Annotated in this window: 13 protein-coding genes; 3 read left to right on the plus strand and 10 right to left on the minus strand. The window is 46.5% G+C overall.

The window, feature by feature from the left end; all coding sequences use genetic code 11:
• Nucleotides 1-109: 109 nt before the first annotated feature.
• The 10 genes from NYE25_RS19295 to NYE25_RS19340 form a co-directional block, all read right to left on the minus strand.
• Complete coding sequence (locus tag NYE25_RS19295) at nucleotides 110-1,915, minus strand: DEAD/DEAH box helicase (protein WP_341051341.1); 1,806 nt, start codon at nucleotides 1,913-1,915, stop codon at nucleotides 110-112.
• 394 nt (nucleotides 1,916-2,309) lie between these two features.
• Nucleotides 2,310-3,977, minus strand: a complete 1,668-nt coding sequence (locus NYE25_RS19300) for an ABC1 kinase family protein (RefSeq protein WP_339799226.1) — start codon at nucleotides 3,975-3,977, stop codon at nucleotides 2,310-2,312.
• On the minus strand, nucleotides 3,978-4,325 hold the full coding sequence (locus tag NYE25_RS19305) for a phasin family protein (RefSeq protein ID WP_042131416.1): 348 nt from the start codon (nucleotides 4,323-4,325) through the stop codon (nucleotides 3,978-3,980).
• A gap of 95 nt (nucleotides 4,326-4,420) precedes the next feature.
• Nucleotides 4,421-5,059: a ThuA domain-containing protein gene (locus tag NYE25_RS19310; RefSeq protein ID WP_042192549.1), complete on the minus strand. Its 639-nt coding sequence runs from the start codon at nucleotides 5,057-5,059 to the stop codon at nucleotides 4,421-4,423.
• 206 nt (nucleotides 5,060-5,265) lie between these two features.
• Nucleotides 5,266-6,078 carry a uroporphyrinogen-III synthase gene (locus NYE25_RS19315; RefSeq protein WP_341129371.1) on the minus strand — a complete coding sequence of 271 codons (813 nt, stop codon included), beginning with the start codon at nucleotides 6,076-6,078 and terminating at the stop codon, nucleotides 5,266-5,268.
• Between the two features lie 121 nt (nucleotides 6,079-6,199).
• Nucleotides 6,200-8,194, minus strand: a complete 1,995-nt coding sequence (locus tag NYE25_RS19320) for a methyl-accepting chemotaxis protein (protein ID WP_341051338.1) — start codon at nucleotides 8,192-8,194, stop codon at nucleotides 6,200-6,202.
• 225 nt (nucleotides 8,195-8,419) lie between these two features.
• Nucleotides 8,420-8,815 (minus strand): Fur family transcriptional regulator, encoded by a 396-nt coding sequence (locus NYE25_RS19325; protein WP_042131422.1) that lies wholly within the window; start codon nucleotides 8,813-8,815, stop codon nucleotides 8,420-8,422.
• Between the two features lie 91 nt (nucleotides 8,816-8,906).
• Entirely contained in the window at nucleotides 8,907-10,004 is a 1,098-nt protein-coding gene (locus tag NYE25_RS19330; protein ID WP_341051337.1) for a Ger(x)C family spore germination protein, read from the minus strand.
• Nucleotides 10,001-11,101 (minus strand): GerAB/ArcD/ProY family transporter, encoded by a 1,101-nt coding sequence (locus NYE25_RS19335; protein ID WP_341051336.1) that lies wholly within the window; start codon nucleotides 11,099-11,101, stop codon nucleotides 10,001-10,003. Before NYE25_RS19335 ends, NYE25_RS19330 begins: the two co-directional genes overlap by 4 nt.
• Complete coding sequence (locus tag NYE25_RS19340) at nucleotides 11,101-12,459, minus strand: spore germination protein (protein ID WP_341051335.1); 1,359 nt, start codon at nucleotides 12,457-12,459, stop codon at nucleotides 11,101-11,103. The genes NYE25_RS19335 and NYE25_RS19340 overlap by 1 nt, the downstream gene beginning before the upstream one ends.
• A 157-nt stretch (nucleotides 12,460-12,616) precedes the next feature.
• Between NYE25_RS19340 and NYE25_RS19345 the strand changes: the two genes are divergently transcribed.
• From NYE25_RS19345 to NYE25_RS19355, 3 genes are all read left to right on the plus strand, one after another.
• Nucleotides 12,617-14,164: an FAD-dependent oxidoreductase gene (locus tag NYE25_RS19345; RefSeq protein ID WP_341146618.1), complete on the plus strand. Its 1,548-nt coding sequence runs from the start codon at nucleotides 12,617-12,619 to the stop codon at nucleotides 14,162-14,164.
• 173 nt (nucleotides 14,165-14,337) lie between these two features.
• The gene (locus NYE25_RS19350; protein WP_341051332.1) at nucleotides 14,338-15,057 is read left to right on the plus strand and encodes a 3-ketoacyl-ACP reductase; all 720 of its coding nucleotides are present in this window, start codon (nucleotides 14,338-14,340) and stop codon (nucleotides 15,055-15,057) included.
• Between the two features lie 720 nt (nucleotides 15,058-15,777).
• Nucleotides 15,778-16,095 carry an antibiotic biosynthesis monooxygenase gene (locus NYE25_RS19355; protein ID WP_042192566.1) on the plus strand — a complete coding sequence of 106 codons (318 nt, stop codon included), beginning with the start codon at nucleotides 15,778-15,780 and terminating at the stop codon, nucleotides 16,093-16,095.
• The last annotated feature ends 86 nt before the right edge of the window (nucleotides 16,096-16,181 follow it).

Consider the following 16,181-nt stretch of genomic DNA (forward strand, 5'->3'; position numbering starts at 1 on the left):
CAAATATCGCTCGGATAATTGTGCCTACAAAATAAAGTTACCATAGGGAGTTAGCTTGTCCGCTAACTTCCCTATGGTAACAAGTTTTAGTTATGAAATTCCACTCACATTATCTGGATGTGCCTCTGCCGCCGCTTTTAAAGCCGCCGGAGCTGCCGCGTCCACCCCGTGAGGAACCCGTATTTCCGCTATTGCGGCCGCCTTTACCAGCGCCACCCTTGGCACCGCTATAGCCGCCTTTGCTACCTTTACCACCTTTACCGCCGCCTCTGGACGGGCCCGTACCGTAGCCGCTGCCTAAGCCGCCTCTTGGTGTGCCGCCAACGTAAGCGCCGCCGTCTGCACCTCTGGCTACGTTCTCGCTGTAGCCAGTGCTTGGGCCGCCCTTCCGGTTCGCACCGCGCGAACCGGCACTGCTAGGCGCTACTGCGTTGCCGCTAGCTGGCGCATCGCCTCTGGAGGCGAAGGCGCCATAGCCGCCGCCTACTCGTACTACGCCGGCAGCCTTGCCGCCGCCCTTAGGTGCGGCAGCATCAAAGCCGCTGCCTCCGCGCTTGCCAGCCGCCGCATCAGAACGACCGCCGCGGCGACCTTCTGCAGGCGCGCCCCAGCCGCCTGCTTCCTTACCGCGGCCGCGGCCACCTTGCCGCGATCCGCCTTCGCCGCGCGGAGCGCCGCCGCGGCCAGAGCCGCCGGTCTTCGGTCCGCGGCCCGTGCGCGCTGCCTCAGCGCCGCCGCTTTGACGACCGCCGTGGCGTCCGCCGCCTTGTACTGCAACGAATTCGCCAACGCCGAATTCATCCTTGTCGTAACGGCGGCGATCCAGGCGCTGCGAAATGCCGTGCTCGATCAAGTCTAGTCCATCTTGCTCACGTGGAGAAGTGAACGTAATTGCAAGCCCTTTGCCTCCGGCACGGCCTGTCCGGCCGATCCGGTGAATATAGCTATCCACATCAAGTGGCATATCGTAGTTAAAGATATGAGTGATACCTTCGACATCCAGCCCCCGAGCCGCTACATCTGTGGCTACAAGAAGCTGCAGCTTCGCATCACGGAATCTCTTCATTACACCTTCGCGTTTACCTTGAGACAAATCACCGTGCAGCTCATCACAATCATAACCTGCTGCTTGGAGTGCTTCGTTCAGCTTGGACACCCGACGTTTGGTCCGGCAGAAAATAATAGCCAAGTAAGGACGATCCCGTTCAATCAATGTTTTGAGTGCCTCTTCTTTATTACGATCCGAGACTTCCACGACTTGCTGTTTGATATTATCCAGCGGAATCGGAGAACCACTCTTAATAATGATATCCAGAGGCTCTTTCATGTAATTAGCTGCGAGACGTTTAATCGGATCTGGCATCGTCGCAGAGAACAACATCGTTTGACGGCGATAAGGAACAGCCGTAATAATGGTCTCTACATCCTCCAAGAATCCCATATGCAGCATTTGATCCGCTTCGTCCAGAACGAGCATCTTAACGCCACTAAGATCGAGCGTCTCCCGGCGCATATGATCTAGCAGTCTGCCCGGTGTACCGATAATAAGATGTCTGCCACCCTCGAGCTTACGCAGCTGCTTCTCAACATCCTGACCACCATAAACGGCCAAGATTTTAATATCCGTATGACGCGCCAGCTTACGTGCCTCTTCTGTAATCTGCAAAGCCAACTCACGTGTTGGGGCCATAATTAGTGCCTGCGGATAAGCTCGCTCCGTGTGGATCTTGTCCATAATTGGCAGCAAGAAAGCTAATGTCTTCCCTGTACCTGTCTTCGCTCTTGCAATTACATCCAGACCCTGCACCAATGGCGGTATTGCTTCCTGTTGCACTGGTGTAGGCTTAACGATGCCTTGACCTTGAAGCAATGTACACAGTAATTCTGAAACACCTAATTCTTTAAATCCCGGCAAATTCTCCACCTCACTATTTTCTCAGTTAAATTTGATTACATCTCTTACTTAACTTCCGTCTTCCAAAGCCCTATTCAGGCAGCCCCTACCCGACTGTCCTTTTGGGGGCGTATGCTTCCGATTCAGCTATATTCAAACAAAAGCGGAAGAACCCCGTCACCGGCATTCTTCCGTCCCATGTATCCCTTGACCCGTTAAAAGAGTGCGGTCAAAGTTCGGTTTCTGGGCAGCAGCGATCCACCGGACGTTTAGACGGCACTCCATTTGCGTTCCATTCCACTTTATACAATAGAAGTAAAGTTAAGCTTAGAAAGTTATCTTTTATATTGTACTTGATAGAACGGCATTTGTGTGAAACTGCAGAATAATAATTATTCTATCCTGTAGTTGTAGGTTAGAACCTTCCCGATTTAAAAATCGCAAAGATCAACCATAAGAACATCAGAAGCGCTACTACGCCGCCAATCTCCACTGTAGGGAAATTCCATAACACTGAAGGCTGACCGCGCATCGCAGTTCCAATAATGAGTCCAACCATGATAATACTGAACGCAAGCATCACAATACTAAACGCTAAGCGGTTCCCAACCCGATCCAGCTTTCGCTCCAAATGCTCCAGCTCAGGTGCCGCAATCTCTACCTTTAGCTTTCCCTTACTAATTAGCGCAGATAACTGCCTTGCCTGCCCAGGAAGCTCTAGAAGACTCTCCGTTAAATCGGCTACGCCGCCAAGGAACTTGCGCTGCAATCGGGGACCACTAAATCGCTGCTTCACAAGTTCCCGTCCAAAAGGCTCTGCCATCTCTAAAATGCTAATCGTTGGATCCAAGTTGCTAATGACACCCTCAAGCGTCAGCATCGTCTTACCAAGCATCGTTAGATCCGGGGGAAGGACTAATCGATGCTTGCGAGCAATGCCAAACAGATCATTTAGCGCTTTACCTATGCTCATCTTACTGAACGGAACATCATAATACTCTTCGCGAAGTCGATCCATATCATTATGCAACGCCGCTCGATCAGCATCCTCAGGGATGACGCCGAGACGCAAAATTGCCCGGACCATCGCATCCGTATTCTTGCGCATTAGTGCGATGACAAGCGCAGACAGCTGCTCTTTCATCTCTTCGTTCAGCCGCCCCATCATGCCAAAATCAATCAAAGCCAGCTTCCCATCAGCCATTCTCATAACATTCCCTGGATGCGGATCTGCATGAAAAAAGCCATGAATGAAAATTTGTCTTAGCATCATTTCCACGAGCTGCTGAGCAATAACCTTAAGCTTAACGCCGCTACTCAGTAGTTCATCGCGACGACTTAGCGTTATCCCTACCACATATTCCATCGTCAGCACTCGTGCTGACGTATAGTCCCAATAAATATCCGGGATGTATACTCCGTCATAATCCATCTGTTGAGCAATTTTCTCTGCATTGCGTCCTTCTTGGCCGTAATCCAGCTCACCAAGCAGAGATTTCGAGAATTCCTCTACCATACGGGACAACTGATATTGCCTCGCCCAGCCTAGCTGCTTCTCAGCAAGGGCACTCAGATCTTTGAGAATTTCCAAATCCCTACTCATCGTTCGCAGTATGCCAGGGCGCTGAACTTTAACAGCCACGACCTGCCCACTGTGAAGAACAGCTCTATGCACTTGACCGATCGACGCAGCCGCAAGAGGAGTATCCTCAAAGGAATTAAAGATTTCATCCATCCGTTGATCGAGTTCATGCTCCACAATCGTGCGCACGCGCTCCACAGGGAACGGGGGCACATTATCCTGTAGTTTTACCAATTCTTGAATAATAGAATCAGGCAGCAGATCCGAACGTGTACTGGCGAGTTGTCCAAGCTTTATAAAGGTTGGGCCCAAATCCTCCAACACGAGCCGAATCCGCTCCCCGAGCGTAAGGCTTGTATGAGCTTCTTGCGTTACAAGACGGCGTGGAAGGGATAATAAATGATAGAGCCCCAGCTCCTCCACCATATAGCCAAAACCATGGTGCATAAGCGCCATGGCAATGGACCGGTATCGTCCGGCATGTCTGATACGTACTGCCATTTAGTCCGTACGCGTTTCCGCCGATGTTCCTTCTAGATGGGAAATGCCCTCCAGCTCGGCCAATCGACGCTCCAACACAGCAATTCGGCCTTCCAGCTCGTCAATATCACTTTGTACAGGAACCTTCATTTCCTTCAACACGCGTTGTACTTGTTCTTGTACAACAGACTTGAGCATACCTCGCTCTTCCTCACCGCGTTCAATCAGACGGTCAACAAGGGCCTTAGACTCGGAAGGAGCAAGCTCCCCACGCTTCACTAGTTCCTCAACAACCTTCTCTACTTTTTCCTTACTGACAATGGTGAGGCCCACTCCTAAAGAGATCGCTTTTTTAAACAAATCACTCATAGTACTTCCTCCCAAAGATTCCGTTTCGTTACAAACGGAGTTGATGATTAAAGTATACCTCACTGTGTGCGTATTTCAAAAAAACGCAATATCCCTTAGTTACTTACCGGAATACGTGCAGCCCAAGTAGCTGCCTGCAAGATCAGTTTACGTAGTGCTGGATGGCGAAAGGATGGCTCATGATGCCCAGGCATAAGGAACACTACTCGTCCTAAACCATAGCTGTGGCACCATGCAGCTGGAAGCCATTGACCCTCCGATTCATACTGAAGAAGAATAGTCCGATCTGTGAACGGATCAAATTCGAAATGATAAGGCTCTTCATCCAGTTGGAAGTCTTCAACGCCCTCAGTAATGTCATGCTCTAGCACCTTAAAATTCATTGGCTCGTAAGCGGTGTGACCATTAAAGCGTCCACCGATCAGCTGAGCTAGTTCGTTACGCTTCGTCAATGAAGCACCTGTATGAAGAACAATCAGTCCTCCACCACCGCTCACATAGCTGAGTAGGCCAGCGGTTTGCTGAGGAGATACAGTTTCATTCCATAATTCGTTGTAGGCAATGCATAAGTCATAACTTCCTAAATGCTCAATGCGCATCATTTTTTTATTTTCTGAACACTGAACGGTTAATAAATCATTTAAGATCTCACTAATTTGTTGGTCCACTCCTTGAAGTGGATGGAAACGGGGATGGGTATAATCACCAAGTAACAGACATTTTCTTTTGTCCATGGGGATCCTCCTCCTTATTCATTGTTATTATTCATCACATGTTGCCTATATTCTAAGGAAAACTGCTGCGAATGTCCATGCAGATGGCAGGTTTACTACTCTTAAGGCATCCTCTTCCGGGTAAAAAAGCATCCCCACCCATTGAATCCGGCGGGAATGCTTCTGAATAGTAACGTAAATCTTGTAAAGCTTCCGCACACTGTGGTCTAGCGATTCGCCGCCACATATTTGCCCAACTCTACAATCATGCTTCCCATCCGTTCATGCTCAGGCATGATGATACGTTGTAGGCCCTCTTCTTTTAGAGCCTCAGAGGTAATACGCCCTACAGAAACAGCAAGCACTTTATCCTCGAAAGACCTCAGCATCTCCTCCAGCTTGCCCTGTTCCCGAGCAAATTGAGAGAGGAAACGAAATTGTGGCGCACTTGTAAAAGCCACGGCATCAATCTTACCTTCTATGATTTCTGTAAGCAATCTTTCAAGCTCACCTGGTTCTGGTAGAGTATGACGATACGGCAGCACTTGGCGGGTATTCGCCCCAGCCTCCTGCAGCCATGCGAGCATACGAGGAGCTGGATCGCCGTGCAGCTGCAGTACGACCTCCTTGCCCTGCAAATCCAGAGATTGAAGCCCACGAATCAAACCGATCGTACTTCCGTCGTCGTCACGAACCTCCGGCGTAAGTCCTCTTTTTTTCAAAGCATTCACTGTCTTATAACCCCGTGCAGCAATAATAGAACCAGAAAGGACCTCTAAGAAACGCTCAGCGATATTAAGGCGTTCAGCCGTTTGGAAGAGAGCATCCAGTCCCATGCCTGTGGTAAGGATCACCAAATAAGGTGGATGGCTGATCCATGAATTCAATCCTTCCTCCAATGCCTCATCATCAAGAAAGACAGTACCCTGAGCAGGTCGACATAACGCCGTCCCCCCCATATTTCGCACCAACTTGGCCATCTCTTCCGATTTGCGCGGGCCCGCCAAGGCGACCGTGAACCCTTTCAGTTGCTCTGCCATGTACTATTATCTCTCCTCTCTCCGTTGCCTAACCCAACATTATTGTTTATCAGTATACTTGCAAAGGGCTGCAAAAGGGAAGATAAAAGCATCGTTTTCCTATATGAAATATATATTATTACTAGGAAGAGTGTATTTTAAAGCTACTCACAAGCTTTTGCAGTTCCTCCGCAAGACGGCTAAGGTCGGTAGACGAAGACGCCATCTCTTCAACAGAAGCGAGCTGCTCTTGCGCTGCCGTCGCGATGGTCTCTGTATTCACAGCCGCTTCTTCAGAGATGCCGCGAATCTCTCCTATAGCCTTCTCCATGTGATCTGATTCCACCAATAAGGTCTGTACAGCCCCACCCATTGCCTCAATCTTCTCTGCGGCACTCTTGACCGCTCTACGGATACGGGAGAATGAACGTCCGGAAGTATCCACGGCCTCTATCCCTTCGGTTACGCGCTGCTTTGTGTCTTCCATCGTATGAGTCACCAGCGTCATCTCACTATTAATGGCGGTAATCTGCTCTGCAATCAAATCCGCTGATCTCTCTGATTCCTCTGCCAACTTACGCACTTCAGCAGCGACAACGGCAAATCCACGGCCATGCTCTCCAGCTCTGGCCGCCTCAATAGAAGCATTGAGAGCTAACAGATTGGTCTGACGGGCAATCCCTGTGATTACGCCGACAATGCCCTCAATTTGACCGGTTCTTTCGTTCAGCTTGTCGATTACACTGCCAAGCTCTCCCACCGTTCTATCGATACCATTGATCTTATCCACCACGCTGATGACGGAATCATTTCCTTCCGAAGCAGAGAGTGAAGTCTTGTCCATCATCGCAGACACCTGCTCCATATATACGGAAATATGATCCACTTCGCTTGTAGTCGCTGCTGTACTTTCCATTCCTTTGCGTACACCGATCACCTGCCGTTCCGTCCCTGCCGCTACCTCCTGAATCGCTATCGTCATTTGTTCGATCGTTTGGGCATTCTGCTCCGCACTGGCAGTCAGCTCTTCGGCTGAAGAGGAGACATTACTCGTCATCTCCTGCACACCTATGATCATCTGGCGCAGGCTGAGCACCATTAATTGAAAGTTCTCGGCTAGCATGCCAATTTCATCTTTGCGGAAAGCCCCCATGTCTTCGGACAGATCCCCTTTGGCTATCACGGCAGTTGCTTTCCGCAAACGGATCAGAGGCTTCAAGATAGATTGAATATTAAAATAGATTACGATTAGTGCAAGCAGAACGGAAGCTACAATTACAAGCAGCGCTGTATTGCGGATTCCACTCGTTACTGAAGTCACTTCATCTATGCTTATCGTGCCTCCGATTCTCCAGCCCGTAAGCTCATTTACCATAAACGTCATCTTTTTGTGCGTACCCTTGTAGACATAATCAAAAGTACCTTGATCTTCCTCGAACATTGTCTTTATAAAGTCATCGGATGACTCCAGCCCAATAGCCTCTGTTGGATGAACAAGATATTTCTTGCTGTTATCCAGGATAATAATATATCCTTCCTTGCCCACCTTGGTCGCGGTCAATTCTCCTAATGCAGATAGATTGAGATTCAGGGTTATCACCCCGTCACCGCTCTTCAGGACCGTTGATATCGCGATCGCCGTTTCCTGATTCACAGTTTGAAAGGCCGGAGAAATCACAACACCTTTCCCGTGCTTCAGAGAATTAATATAGGCACTTTCCTGTCTGGGATCATAGCCTTCGGGCAGCTTGGCTTCCGAAGCATGGATCGATTGCCCTCTGCTTGTACTAACATAAATATCTAGCACATCAGGATGTAGCACAGCATATTCCTTTAATCTGTCCTGCATAGAAGCTACCGTCTCTCCATTTGCCTCACTGTTGGTCCCCTCAGCGGTGAACTCAGCAGCAAAATAAGAAATAGTATCTATTTTCGATTGAATATTCGAGTTGATGATTGCATCTACTGCCTCAACACTTTCAGTAGCATTGTTCACCAGTTGATCTTCCACTTCATGGCTAGCAGATTGATAGGTTCGCCAACCGATAATGATACTGGGCAACAGTAGAACTAATAGGTATGTAAGAATTAATTTGGTTCGGATACTCATACCTGCTTTTTTGTTCATAGTTGTCATCACACTCTCTCTTCGAGTCTTAAAGAAGGACTTATTTACCAGACTTACTATATAATTATATATCCTCCTTTGGAACCGATTTTCCTCCTATCTTTCTTCATTTTTCTCATCATTCTTAAAAATTGTCATATAAACGCAACAAAAAGACCGCCTCAAAGAGAGCGATCTACTCAAATAAGCCTATTTCTTATCATTACCGTAGCAAAAGACTCCGGTTCTTTCATCCTAGTTCACGTTCTTGTTCTTGCAGTTCGGGCAGACGCCTCCGAATACCACATGGGCATGACCAATGGTATAACCTGTATCCTTAGCCACTGTGTTCATCCAGTCCCGTGGAACTTGGTTCATTACCTCATCAACCGCACCGCAAACCTCGCAAATGATATGCTGATGATCATCCATGCGGGCATCATATCTGCTGGCAGCCTCACCAAGCTTAAGCTCACGAATCATTTGTTTATCTGAAAGATAACGAAGAGAGTTATATACAGTACCGTATGCTAAGCTATGACCTTGTTCTACTAGCCGGTTCATTACTTCCGCGGCAGTCGGATGGTCATGTGAATTAAGGACGATATCGTAAACGGCTTGACGTTGGGAAGTCAAATTTAGACTTTTCATTGCTATCATCCTCTAACTTGTTTTTAGATCAAGTATAAATCGTGAATGTAAGAACGTCAATCCCACTTTTATCCACTCATTACTTTCTCAGTTACTTAATCAATCCTGAATATTTGATGTTAACATCAGCTTTGACCTGAAAATCGAGCCCAGCATAGAGCTCCTTCCACACTTCTATTTCGGTATCATTATTAAAATGTCTAGCTCCATAGTGCAGCCCCCACCCAAAAGGATCCAAACCGCTCGTATGAATTTTTTTCAGTAATGCTAAGATATGATCTTCCAATTCTTTCTCGCCAGCTGTCTGAATTTTTTTCAACAAGCTATGTGTCACCAAATCGGGACTGCTACTCTCTTCGAGGATCCCTTTAATCTTAATATGGTATCGAATAGTAGCTTTCCCGCTCTCGGTATTTAGTATCTTGTAATCCGAGGATGATCTCTCTGTGTAATACTGATACATGACCCCCTCAATATGGGCTGGCAAATTGGTCCGTAAGTTGGAGCGCGACAGCAGATTGTATAGCCGGGTTTCGTTCGGTGTAAGCACCATCTTGATTTTCTCGCTATCCAGTAGAGCAATTTTATTAATTAAGAACTCACTCTTCCCTTTGGCCTCGATAATCGGCAAAATCGGATCAATTCCCTTCTCATAAATATTTCTCATCAGCTGAAAGGAATATACACTAGAAATAAATGGAGACTCCGTGCCTTGTCCACTCATAGCTAGAATAAGAGAATTCGATGGGATACGCTCCGATTCGGGTCGTACCTGCAGCACTTGAAGTGCCTCCGGACGCCCGATCGCAAAATTGAGAATAAGCTGGATATCTCTGCGCCGCACCGCCCAATCCATAACATGCTGAATATCTCTGCGTGCGATCCCTTCCCCAAAAATAATCGATTTACAATGGGAATAATCAAGCTCCTTCTCCACTCTGGATTTCATTCTGCGCAGCGCTTCTGAAATACTTGGGGACTCTTCGGTTAATATCTGCATCTTCTCATCAATCTTGGTAACATCCCCCTGAGGGATAGCAAGTTTCAAGCTGATCTTGAAAGTCCCTTCTTCTTCACCAGGGTCAACACCGATCGCCAGTACGAATATCCGTAAATCAATTTCTTTGAAGTCACAGCCGGCAAGGAGTAGCAGTAACACAATTCCTATTGCACTAAGTGCTTTTCTCACAACCTCTGCCTCCTTACTTTGCGATAACAATAAAACAGCAGAGCGATTAAGAACATCTCACCAAACCAGCGGATCTGTAGAAACCAAATGCCCAACACGTTGAGCTGATATTGATCCATCCAAATTAAGGAGAGGACCACTCCGCTAAACAAGCACAGGATGAGCCACTCTTTCCACTGCTCTGCCTTCTGGGATTTTTTTTTCGTAGATGAAATAGCACCTTTGAATAACCCTAACCCTACATGCCAATGAACAATTACACTCACCAGAGATAGAGTCATATAGGCAAAATAAAAAATAAACAACATCCGTTCAATAATAAAGGATTCTATCCGGATACTGTCTGCCGTCGAGAACCACGTATATACATGTCTCTCAATCGCAACAGTACCGAAATAACCGATAGGGACCAAAAAGGTTACGAGCAGTACGAGAAGTCCTTCCACCCCTAAAATCCAGACATGCTTTAGCTTTAACCCATGAAATACCCGATTAAAGATGGCTAGATTAATATAACCACTAAAAGAAAAGGTAGCTGCCGAAAGACTCATCAAATCCGGCTTATGCCAGATGTATGTAGTGATCTGCAGAACAGAATCCCAATTGAAATCCGGATTGGTCAGCGCCTTTACAATGCCATAGACAATTAACGGTAATGTAACGAAAAGAATGATTTCAAGACCATACAAAAGTGATAGTGAATCAAAGCGACAGCAGATGCAGACCAATATCAGAAAGCTGATCATGACAGTATATGGGCTTGAATCCGGACTGATATATCTCAGCGTAATATCTACAAAAGAAAGCAAGGTAACCCCCCCAGCCACACACCATAAACCCGCAAAAAAGACAAGTAAGGGTTTGACTAGCAGCTTAGGAAGAAGAGGGTTAAATATTTCCGGAAATCCCTTTCCAGGAAATTTAGCAATCAATACAGTAAATATATAGACAAACAAAGTGCCAAGGATCGTTGCAATTAGTATGGAGAACAAAGCACCGTCAAAGCGTCTGTCTATTAGTTCCCTAGGAACAAAATTAATGATGTTGATCAAGCTGTTCATCAGAAAAAGACAGTAGAAATAACGGCTTTTGGCCATCAATGTTCCCCGCCCTTCTTCTTACCAAGGTTATCAAGAAAAAACAATCTGAAATAAGGTTGTCCAAAGCTACGCTGATTGCATAAATACATCGCGAATCCCACAACACAGACCACTACACCAACCATTCCTAGAACAGCGGCAGCTATAAGAAAAATGTACTTCAGCACGCGTATTGACAAGCTCATCATATTCAGAGGAATCAGAAAATTGGATATCGCAACGGCAGAGACCAATATAATCATAATATTACCTACTAGCCCTGCCGCCGTAGCGGCCTGACCTAAGATTAGACCTCCGACCGTCGTGGCCGTAGGACCAATCGCTTTGGGCAGCCGTAAACTCGCCTCGGTCAAAAATTCCATCATCATAAGCATTAAGAGTACTTCCACAAAAGATGGATAAGGCACGGTCGCGCGACTACCCGAAATGAGTAGTGCAACCTGCACACGAATAATCTCTGGGTTATACGAGGTAAGTGTTACATAGATCGCAGGCAGCCATAACGTCATGCACACGCCGATAATTCGGAGTAGCTTTAAGAAACGGCCCACAATAGGGAATTGGATCTTATCATCCATGGATGTAAAAAAATCGTTAAATATGGAGGGCAGCACTATCGCATATCCCGTTGTATCCAGGAGTATCGCTACTTTTCCTTCAGACAAATTAAACACAACTCTATCAGGTCTTTCAGTAATAATAGACTTAGGGAGTATTCTCAATTTATCACTGCTTATAAACTTCTCAAGTTCTCCCGTAGCCTGTAAAATATCAACCTTTAGGGTATTCATCTTCTCCCTTAATTCCGCTAATACATTGTGATCAACACGACTGATGTCGTATAGGATGGCCACTTTTGTTTTGGAGACATCGCCGATGACCATGGTTTCCATTTTGAGATTAGTGGATTGATAGCGACGACGAATCATGTTCAGATTAACCGCAATATCCTCCGTTAGTGCATCTGAAGGTCCCTGTGAAATGCTTTCTGCAGACGTTTCACTAACACCGCTGCTCTCTGTACTCATCGCGTCGAAAAGACAAATCACATCATTTATGCCAAGAAGAACATAGCCGCTAAGCAAAAGCTCGATCGCTGTTTCCTTCGTAGTCTCCTCTTCCGTCCCCGGATACGTCGTAATGTAATCAAGGTAAGCGTTAGTATCCCCCATCTCATAGAACGGCGTAATCACATGGCGACTGAGCGTCTGCGAATCTGTAACGCTTTTAATATAAATTAAGTTGATCTGCCCAAAAGGTGCAACGAGCGTTCTATCAATTAAATCGGCAAATCCGTCCAACTCACCCTTGATCCATTCCAGAGAAACATTGTGCTTATCCTGTTGAACTGACATGGATCATCCCTCCTATTTATCCTGCGCTTCCCGGATGCCACCTTATTTTGGCACTATTTCTCTGAATTCATGCACTGCACATATGGATACGGAGTTTCTTTTAACGGGACTGTGGTAATAAATGAAATGAGCATTGTACAGATGGAGGGATAATAAGATGGATCCACACCGTAAAATAACGCAAGGTCTTCCGCAATTTCCAGAATCAATATGGCGTGACACTACAGATTTACCGACCTTTCCAAAGCTGACTGAAGATATTTCTACAGATGTCGCTGTGGTGGGCGGCGGTATTACAGGAATTACAACAGCCTATCTCTTAAGCAAAGCCGGATACAAAGTCGCACTCTTGGAGGCAGGGGAAATCCTCAGCGGTACTACGGGTTTTACAAGCGCCAAGATCTCCACTCAGCACGGATTAATCTATCATCATTTGCTGAAACATTTCGGGGCGGAGAATGCCCGGCGATATTATCAATCGAACAATGAGGCTATGAATTGGATCTTAAAAACGGCTGAAGAACTTGAAGTGTCTTGTGACATGAAACGTGAAGCGGCCTATTTGTACGCTGATGCTGAAGATCATAAAACGCTTAAACAGTTGGAAGAAGAGTATAAAGCCTATGAACAATTAGGCCTGCCCGGTGAATGGCTGGATAACGTCTCTATCCCTCTGATGGCGAGCGGTGCGATTAAATTACCAGGACAAGCTCGCTTTCACCCCCTGCAATATCTGAAGGCATTGTTGAAGGTTATCGTGGAAAAAGGTGGCGTGATCTATGAGCATACGATGATGGCGGACAAGGTGGAGAAGAACGATACGCTTACGCTTTTTACGGAAAAGAATGACTTCCGTATCACCTGCCGTTACGCTGTTTCGGCTTCTCATTTCCCCTTCTACGACGGAGGTGCGTTATATTTCTCGCGACTGCATGCTGAACGTTCCTACTGTCTGGCGATCCAGCCCGAAACGGATTTTGAGGGTGGAATGTATTTAAGTGCCAGCGAACCAACCCGTTCTCTGCGTGCAGTGGAGTGGGAAGGCCAGAATCTGGTTATCGTCGGGGGTGAGAATCATAAGACGGGCCAAGGCATTTGCACGATAGGTCATTATGAGAATCTGGAGCTGTTCGCAGGCCACTTGCTGGGCATCAAATCGATCCCTTACCGCTGGTCAGCACAGGATTTAATTACGCTGGACAAGGTCCCCTACATTGGCAAGATTTCGAACAGCGAAGAGATTTATATCGCTACCGGATTCGGAAAATGGGGCATGACAAGCGGTACCTTATCCGCTCAAATTATCTCCGATCAGATTCAGCGTAAGGATAATCCATACACAGAGCTATACGATCCATCCCGCTTCAAAGCTGGCGCCAGCCTAAAAAGCTTCTTCGTTCAAAATGCCAATGTGGCAAAAGAGCTTGTAGCGGGCAAAGTAGAAATCGTCCATAAAAAGACAAGTGATTTGAAGGCAGACGAAGGGGCTGTTGTCTTCCATGACGGCAAACGTGTGGGAGCTTATAAGGATCCGGAAGGGACGCTTCATCTGGTAGACAGAACCTGTACACATATGGGCTGTGAATGCGAATGGAACGATGGCGACCGTTCTTGGGATTGCCCTTGCCACGGCTCCCGTTTCTCCTATGATGGAGAAGTCTTAGAGGGACCCGCATCCGTGCCGCTGACGAAGCTTTACGAATAAATCATTTCATTCGTGGGAACAAATGATGGATTCATGGAAAATAACATCGCTATACACGGAAGTTTTCAAATCGTTTTCCTTCGGCGATTGTGAATGCCCTATAGCATTCAGGTATAATAGGACATGAACGAAGCATTAGCTTCAAAAATGTTTAAAGGAGCGTGACGTTAGAGATGGATTTGAGAGGAAAGAGTGTTGTGATTACTGGTGCAGGCAAAGGGATCGGCAAAGCCTTAGCCATGGCACTAGCTAAGGAAGGTGCTAATTTGGGCCTGATCTCCAGAACTTCAGGCGATCTCGAAGCGTTAAAATCAGCCTTAACGGAAGTATACGACGTGAAAGTCAGCATTGCCGTTGCGGATATCGCTGTACGCGAAGAAGCGGAACGTGCGGTTGCATACCTGCAAAACGAGCTAGGAGCATTTGACGCATTAATCAACAATGCCGGAATTGCAAAATTCGGCACTTTAGTAGAAATGGACCCTGCCGATTGGGAAAGTCATATCCAAGTCAATCTTTACGGTACCTATTATGTAACTCGCGCTGCACTGCCAGCTATGATTGAGAAAAATGGTGGAAATATCATCAATATCTCTTCTACCGCTGGAGAACGCGGTTTCGCAACAGGCTCGGCTTACTGCGCATCCAAGTTCGCACTGATGGGCATGACCGAAGCTCTCGCACAAGAGGTGCGTAAGCACAACATCCGCGTCGTAGCCTTGACTCCAAGCACTGTTAACACCGGATTAGCTTCCAACGCTGGACTTAAAATCGGTGACGAAGACCGCATGATGCAGCCTGAGGATGTAGCTGAATTGGCTTTAACAGCCTTGAAGCTGCCGGATCGTGTCTTCCTAAAAACAGCTGGACTCTGGACCACTAATCCGCAATAAAAAGGACTGGCTGGTTTTGCACCAGGCTCTGATTGCGGCTTTTTGCAGGAGAATGCTCATGGGAGAGGAGCAGTAGAGCGGATTGGGTGTCCTTGTGCCAGTCAATCCCTTTAGTCTGCTCTTCTCCATACACTGATTGCACTTTGTGCGATAGAATGCCTCTGGGAGCGGCTGAAATATGGTTTGATTGCACTTTGTACAATCAAACTGGAGAATCCCCCCCTTTAGGCGATTTAACCACAGTTCTATTGTACAGAATGCGATAGAATGCCTAATGTAGACTGTTTTCAGGCTGTTCTGTTGCACATTCTGCAATCAAACTCCATTTTTGGGGCAAGAGATGGTTACTTTAGCGCCAGATTGGGCAACTGGAGTTTAGAGGTACTTATTTATTCGTTGGTTCTAATAATAATGTTGTGTGCTTGTAGTTACGCTGGGCGCTTCGACTCTGAACACTACTTGGCGCTCGAATAACAATAGTTGCACTATATACATCTATTCAGCGTAATTAAAGGATCCGTTACACTTTAATTGCACTCTGTGCAACTAAAAGCTAATAATGCTCGACCATTTCCCAGATTCATCTTATTTAGTTGCATAGAATACACTTATCGCTTCATTTCTAACGAACCAGAACTTTTAAGTGTATAAAGTGCAATTAAATATTCAATCTAATGTTTATATATGTATATCACACTGCTGAACGGAGGTTTATCTAATATGCTGGTAGTAACAAATACCATTAAGGTTAAAGAAGGTCATGGTGAAGCCATTGCTCAACGTTTCGGAGGAAATAACGGTGTACAGGATATGCCAGGTTTCGTACGCATGGAGGTTTGGCAAGGAAGTGCCAAAGAAGGTGTTGAGGAACTAAAGATCTGCACCATGTGGGAGAACGAGGAGGCATTTAAAGGCTGGACATCCAGTGAATCCTTCCGTCAATCACACCGCGGTGCTGGTGGAAATGAAGCCATTCTTGGAGCATCAATCGACAAATATAAACTGATGATCAGCCGAACACCCGGCACCAGCAATTAAGTGATGTAGGCCGAATCGTACAATGAATAAAAGTTCGACTGCCACGACAATAAAAACAGGGATGCCCTAAGCCAATATGGCTTTGA

The organism is Paenibacillus sp. FSL E2-8871, assembly GCF_038000345.1.
Lineage (GTDB): Bacteria > Bacillota > Bacilli > Paenibacillales > Paenibacillaceae > Paenibacillus_AQ.

What these genes read in the sequence shown, in the direction of transcription:
- NYE25_RS19300 (WP_339799226.1), bottom strand. Translation starts at nt 3,977, where the DNA reads ATGGCAGTACGTATCAGACATGCCGGACGATACCGGTCCATTGCCATG.
- NYE25_RS19305 (WP_042131416.1), bottom strand. Translation starts at nt 4,325, where the DNA reads ATGAGTGATTTGTTTAAAAAAGCGATCTCTTTAGGAGTGGGCCTCACC.
- NYE25_RS19310 (WP_042192549.1), bottom strand. Translation starts at nt 5,059, where the DNA reads ATGGACAAAAGAAAATGTCTGTTACTTGGTGATTATACCCATCCCCGT.
- NYE25_RS19315 (WP_341129371.1), bottom strand. Translation starts at nt 6,078, where the DNA reads ATGGCAGAGCAACTGAAAGGGTTCACGGTCGCCTTGGCGGGCCCGCGC.
- NYE25_RS19320 (WP_341051338.1), bottom strand. Translation starts at nt 8,194, where the DNA reads ATGACAACTATGAACAAAAAAGCAGGTATGAGTATCCGAACCAAATTA.
- NYE25_RS19325 (WP_042131422.1), bottom strand. Translation starts at nt 8,815, where the DNA reads ATGAAAAGTCTAAATTTGACTTCCCAACGTCAAGCCGTTTACGATATC.
- NYE25_RS19335 (WP_341051336.1), bottom strand. Translation starts at nt 11,101, where the DNA reads ATGGCCAAAAGCCGTTATTTCTACTGTCTTTTTCTGATGAACAGCTTG.
- NYE25_RS19340 (WP_341051335.1), bottom strand. Translation starts at nt 12,459, where the DNA reads ATGTCAGTTCAACAGGATAAGCACAATGTTTCTCTGGAATGGATCAAG.
- NYE25_RS19345 (WP_341146618.1), top strand. Translation starts at nt 12,617, where the DNA reads ATGGATCCACACCGTAAAATAACGCAAGGTCTTCCGCAATTTCCAGAA.
- NYE25_RS19350 (WP_341051332.1), top strand. Translation starts at nt 14,338, where the DNA reads ATGGATTTGAGAGGAAAGAGTGTTGTGATTACTGGTGCAGGCAAAGGG.
- NYE25_RS19355 (WP_042192566.1), top strand. Translation starts at nt 15,778, where the DNA reads ATGCTGGTAGTAACAAATACCATTAAGGTTAAAGAAGGTCATGGTGAA.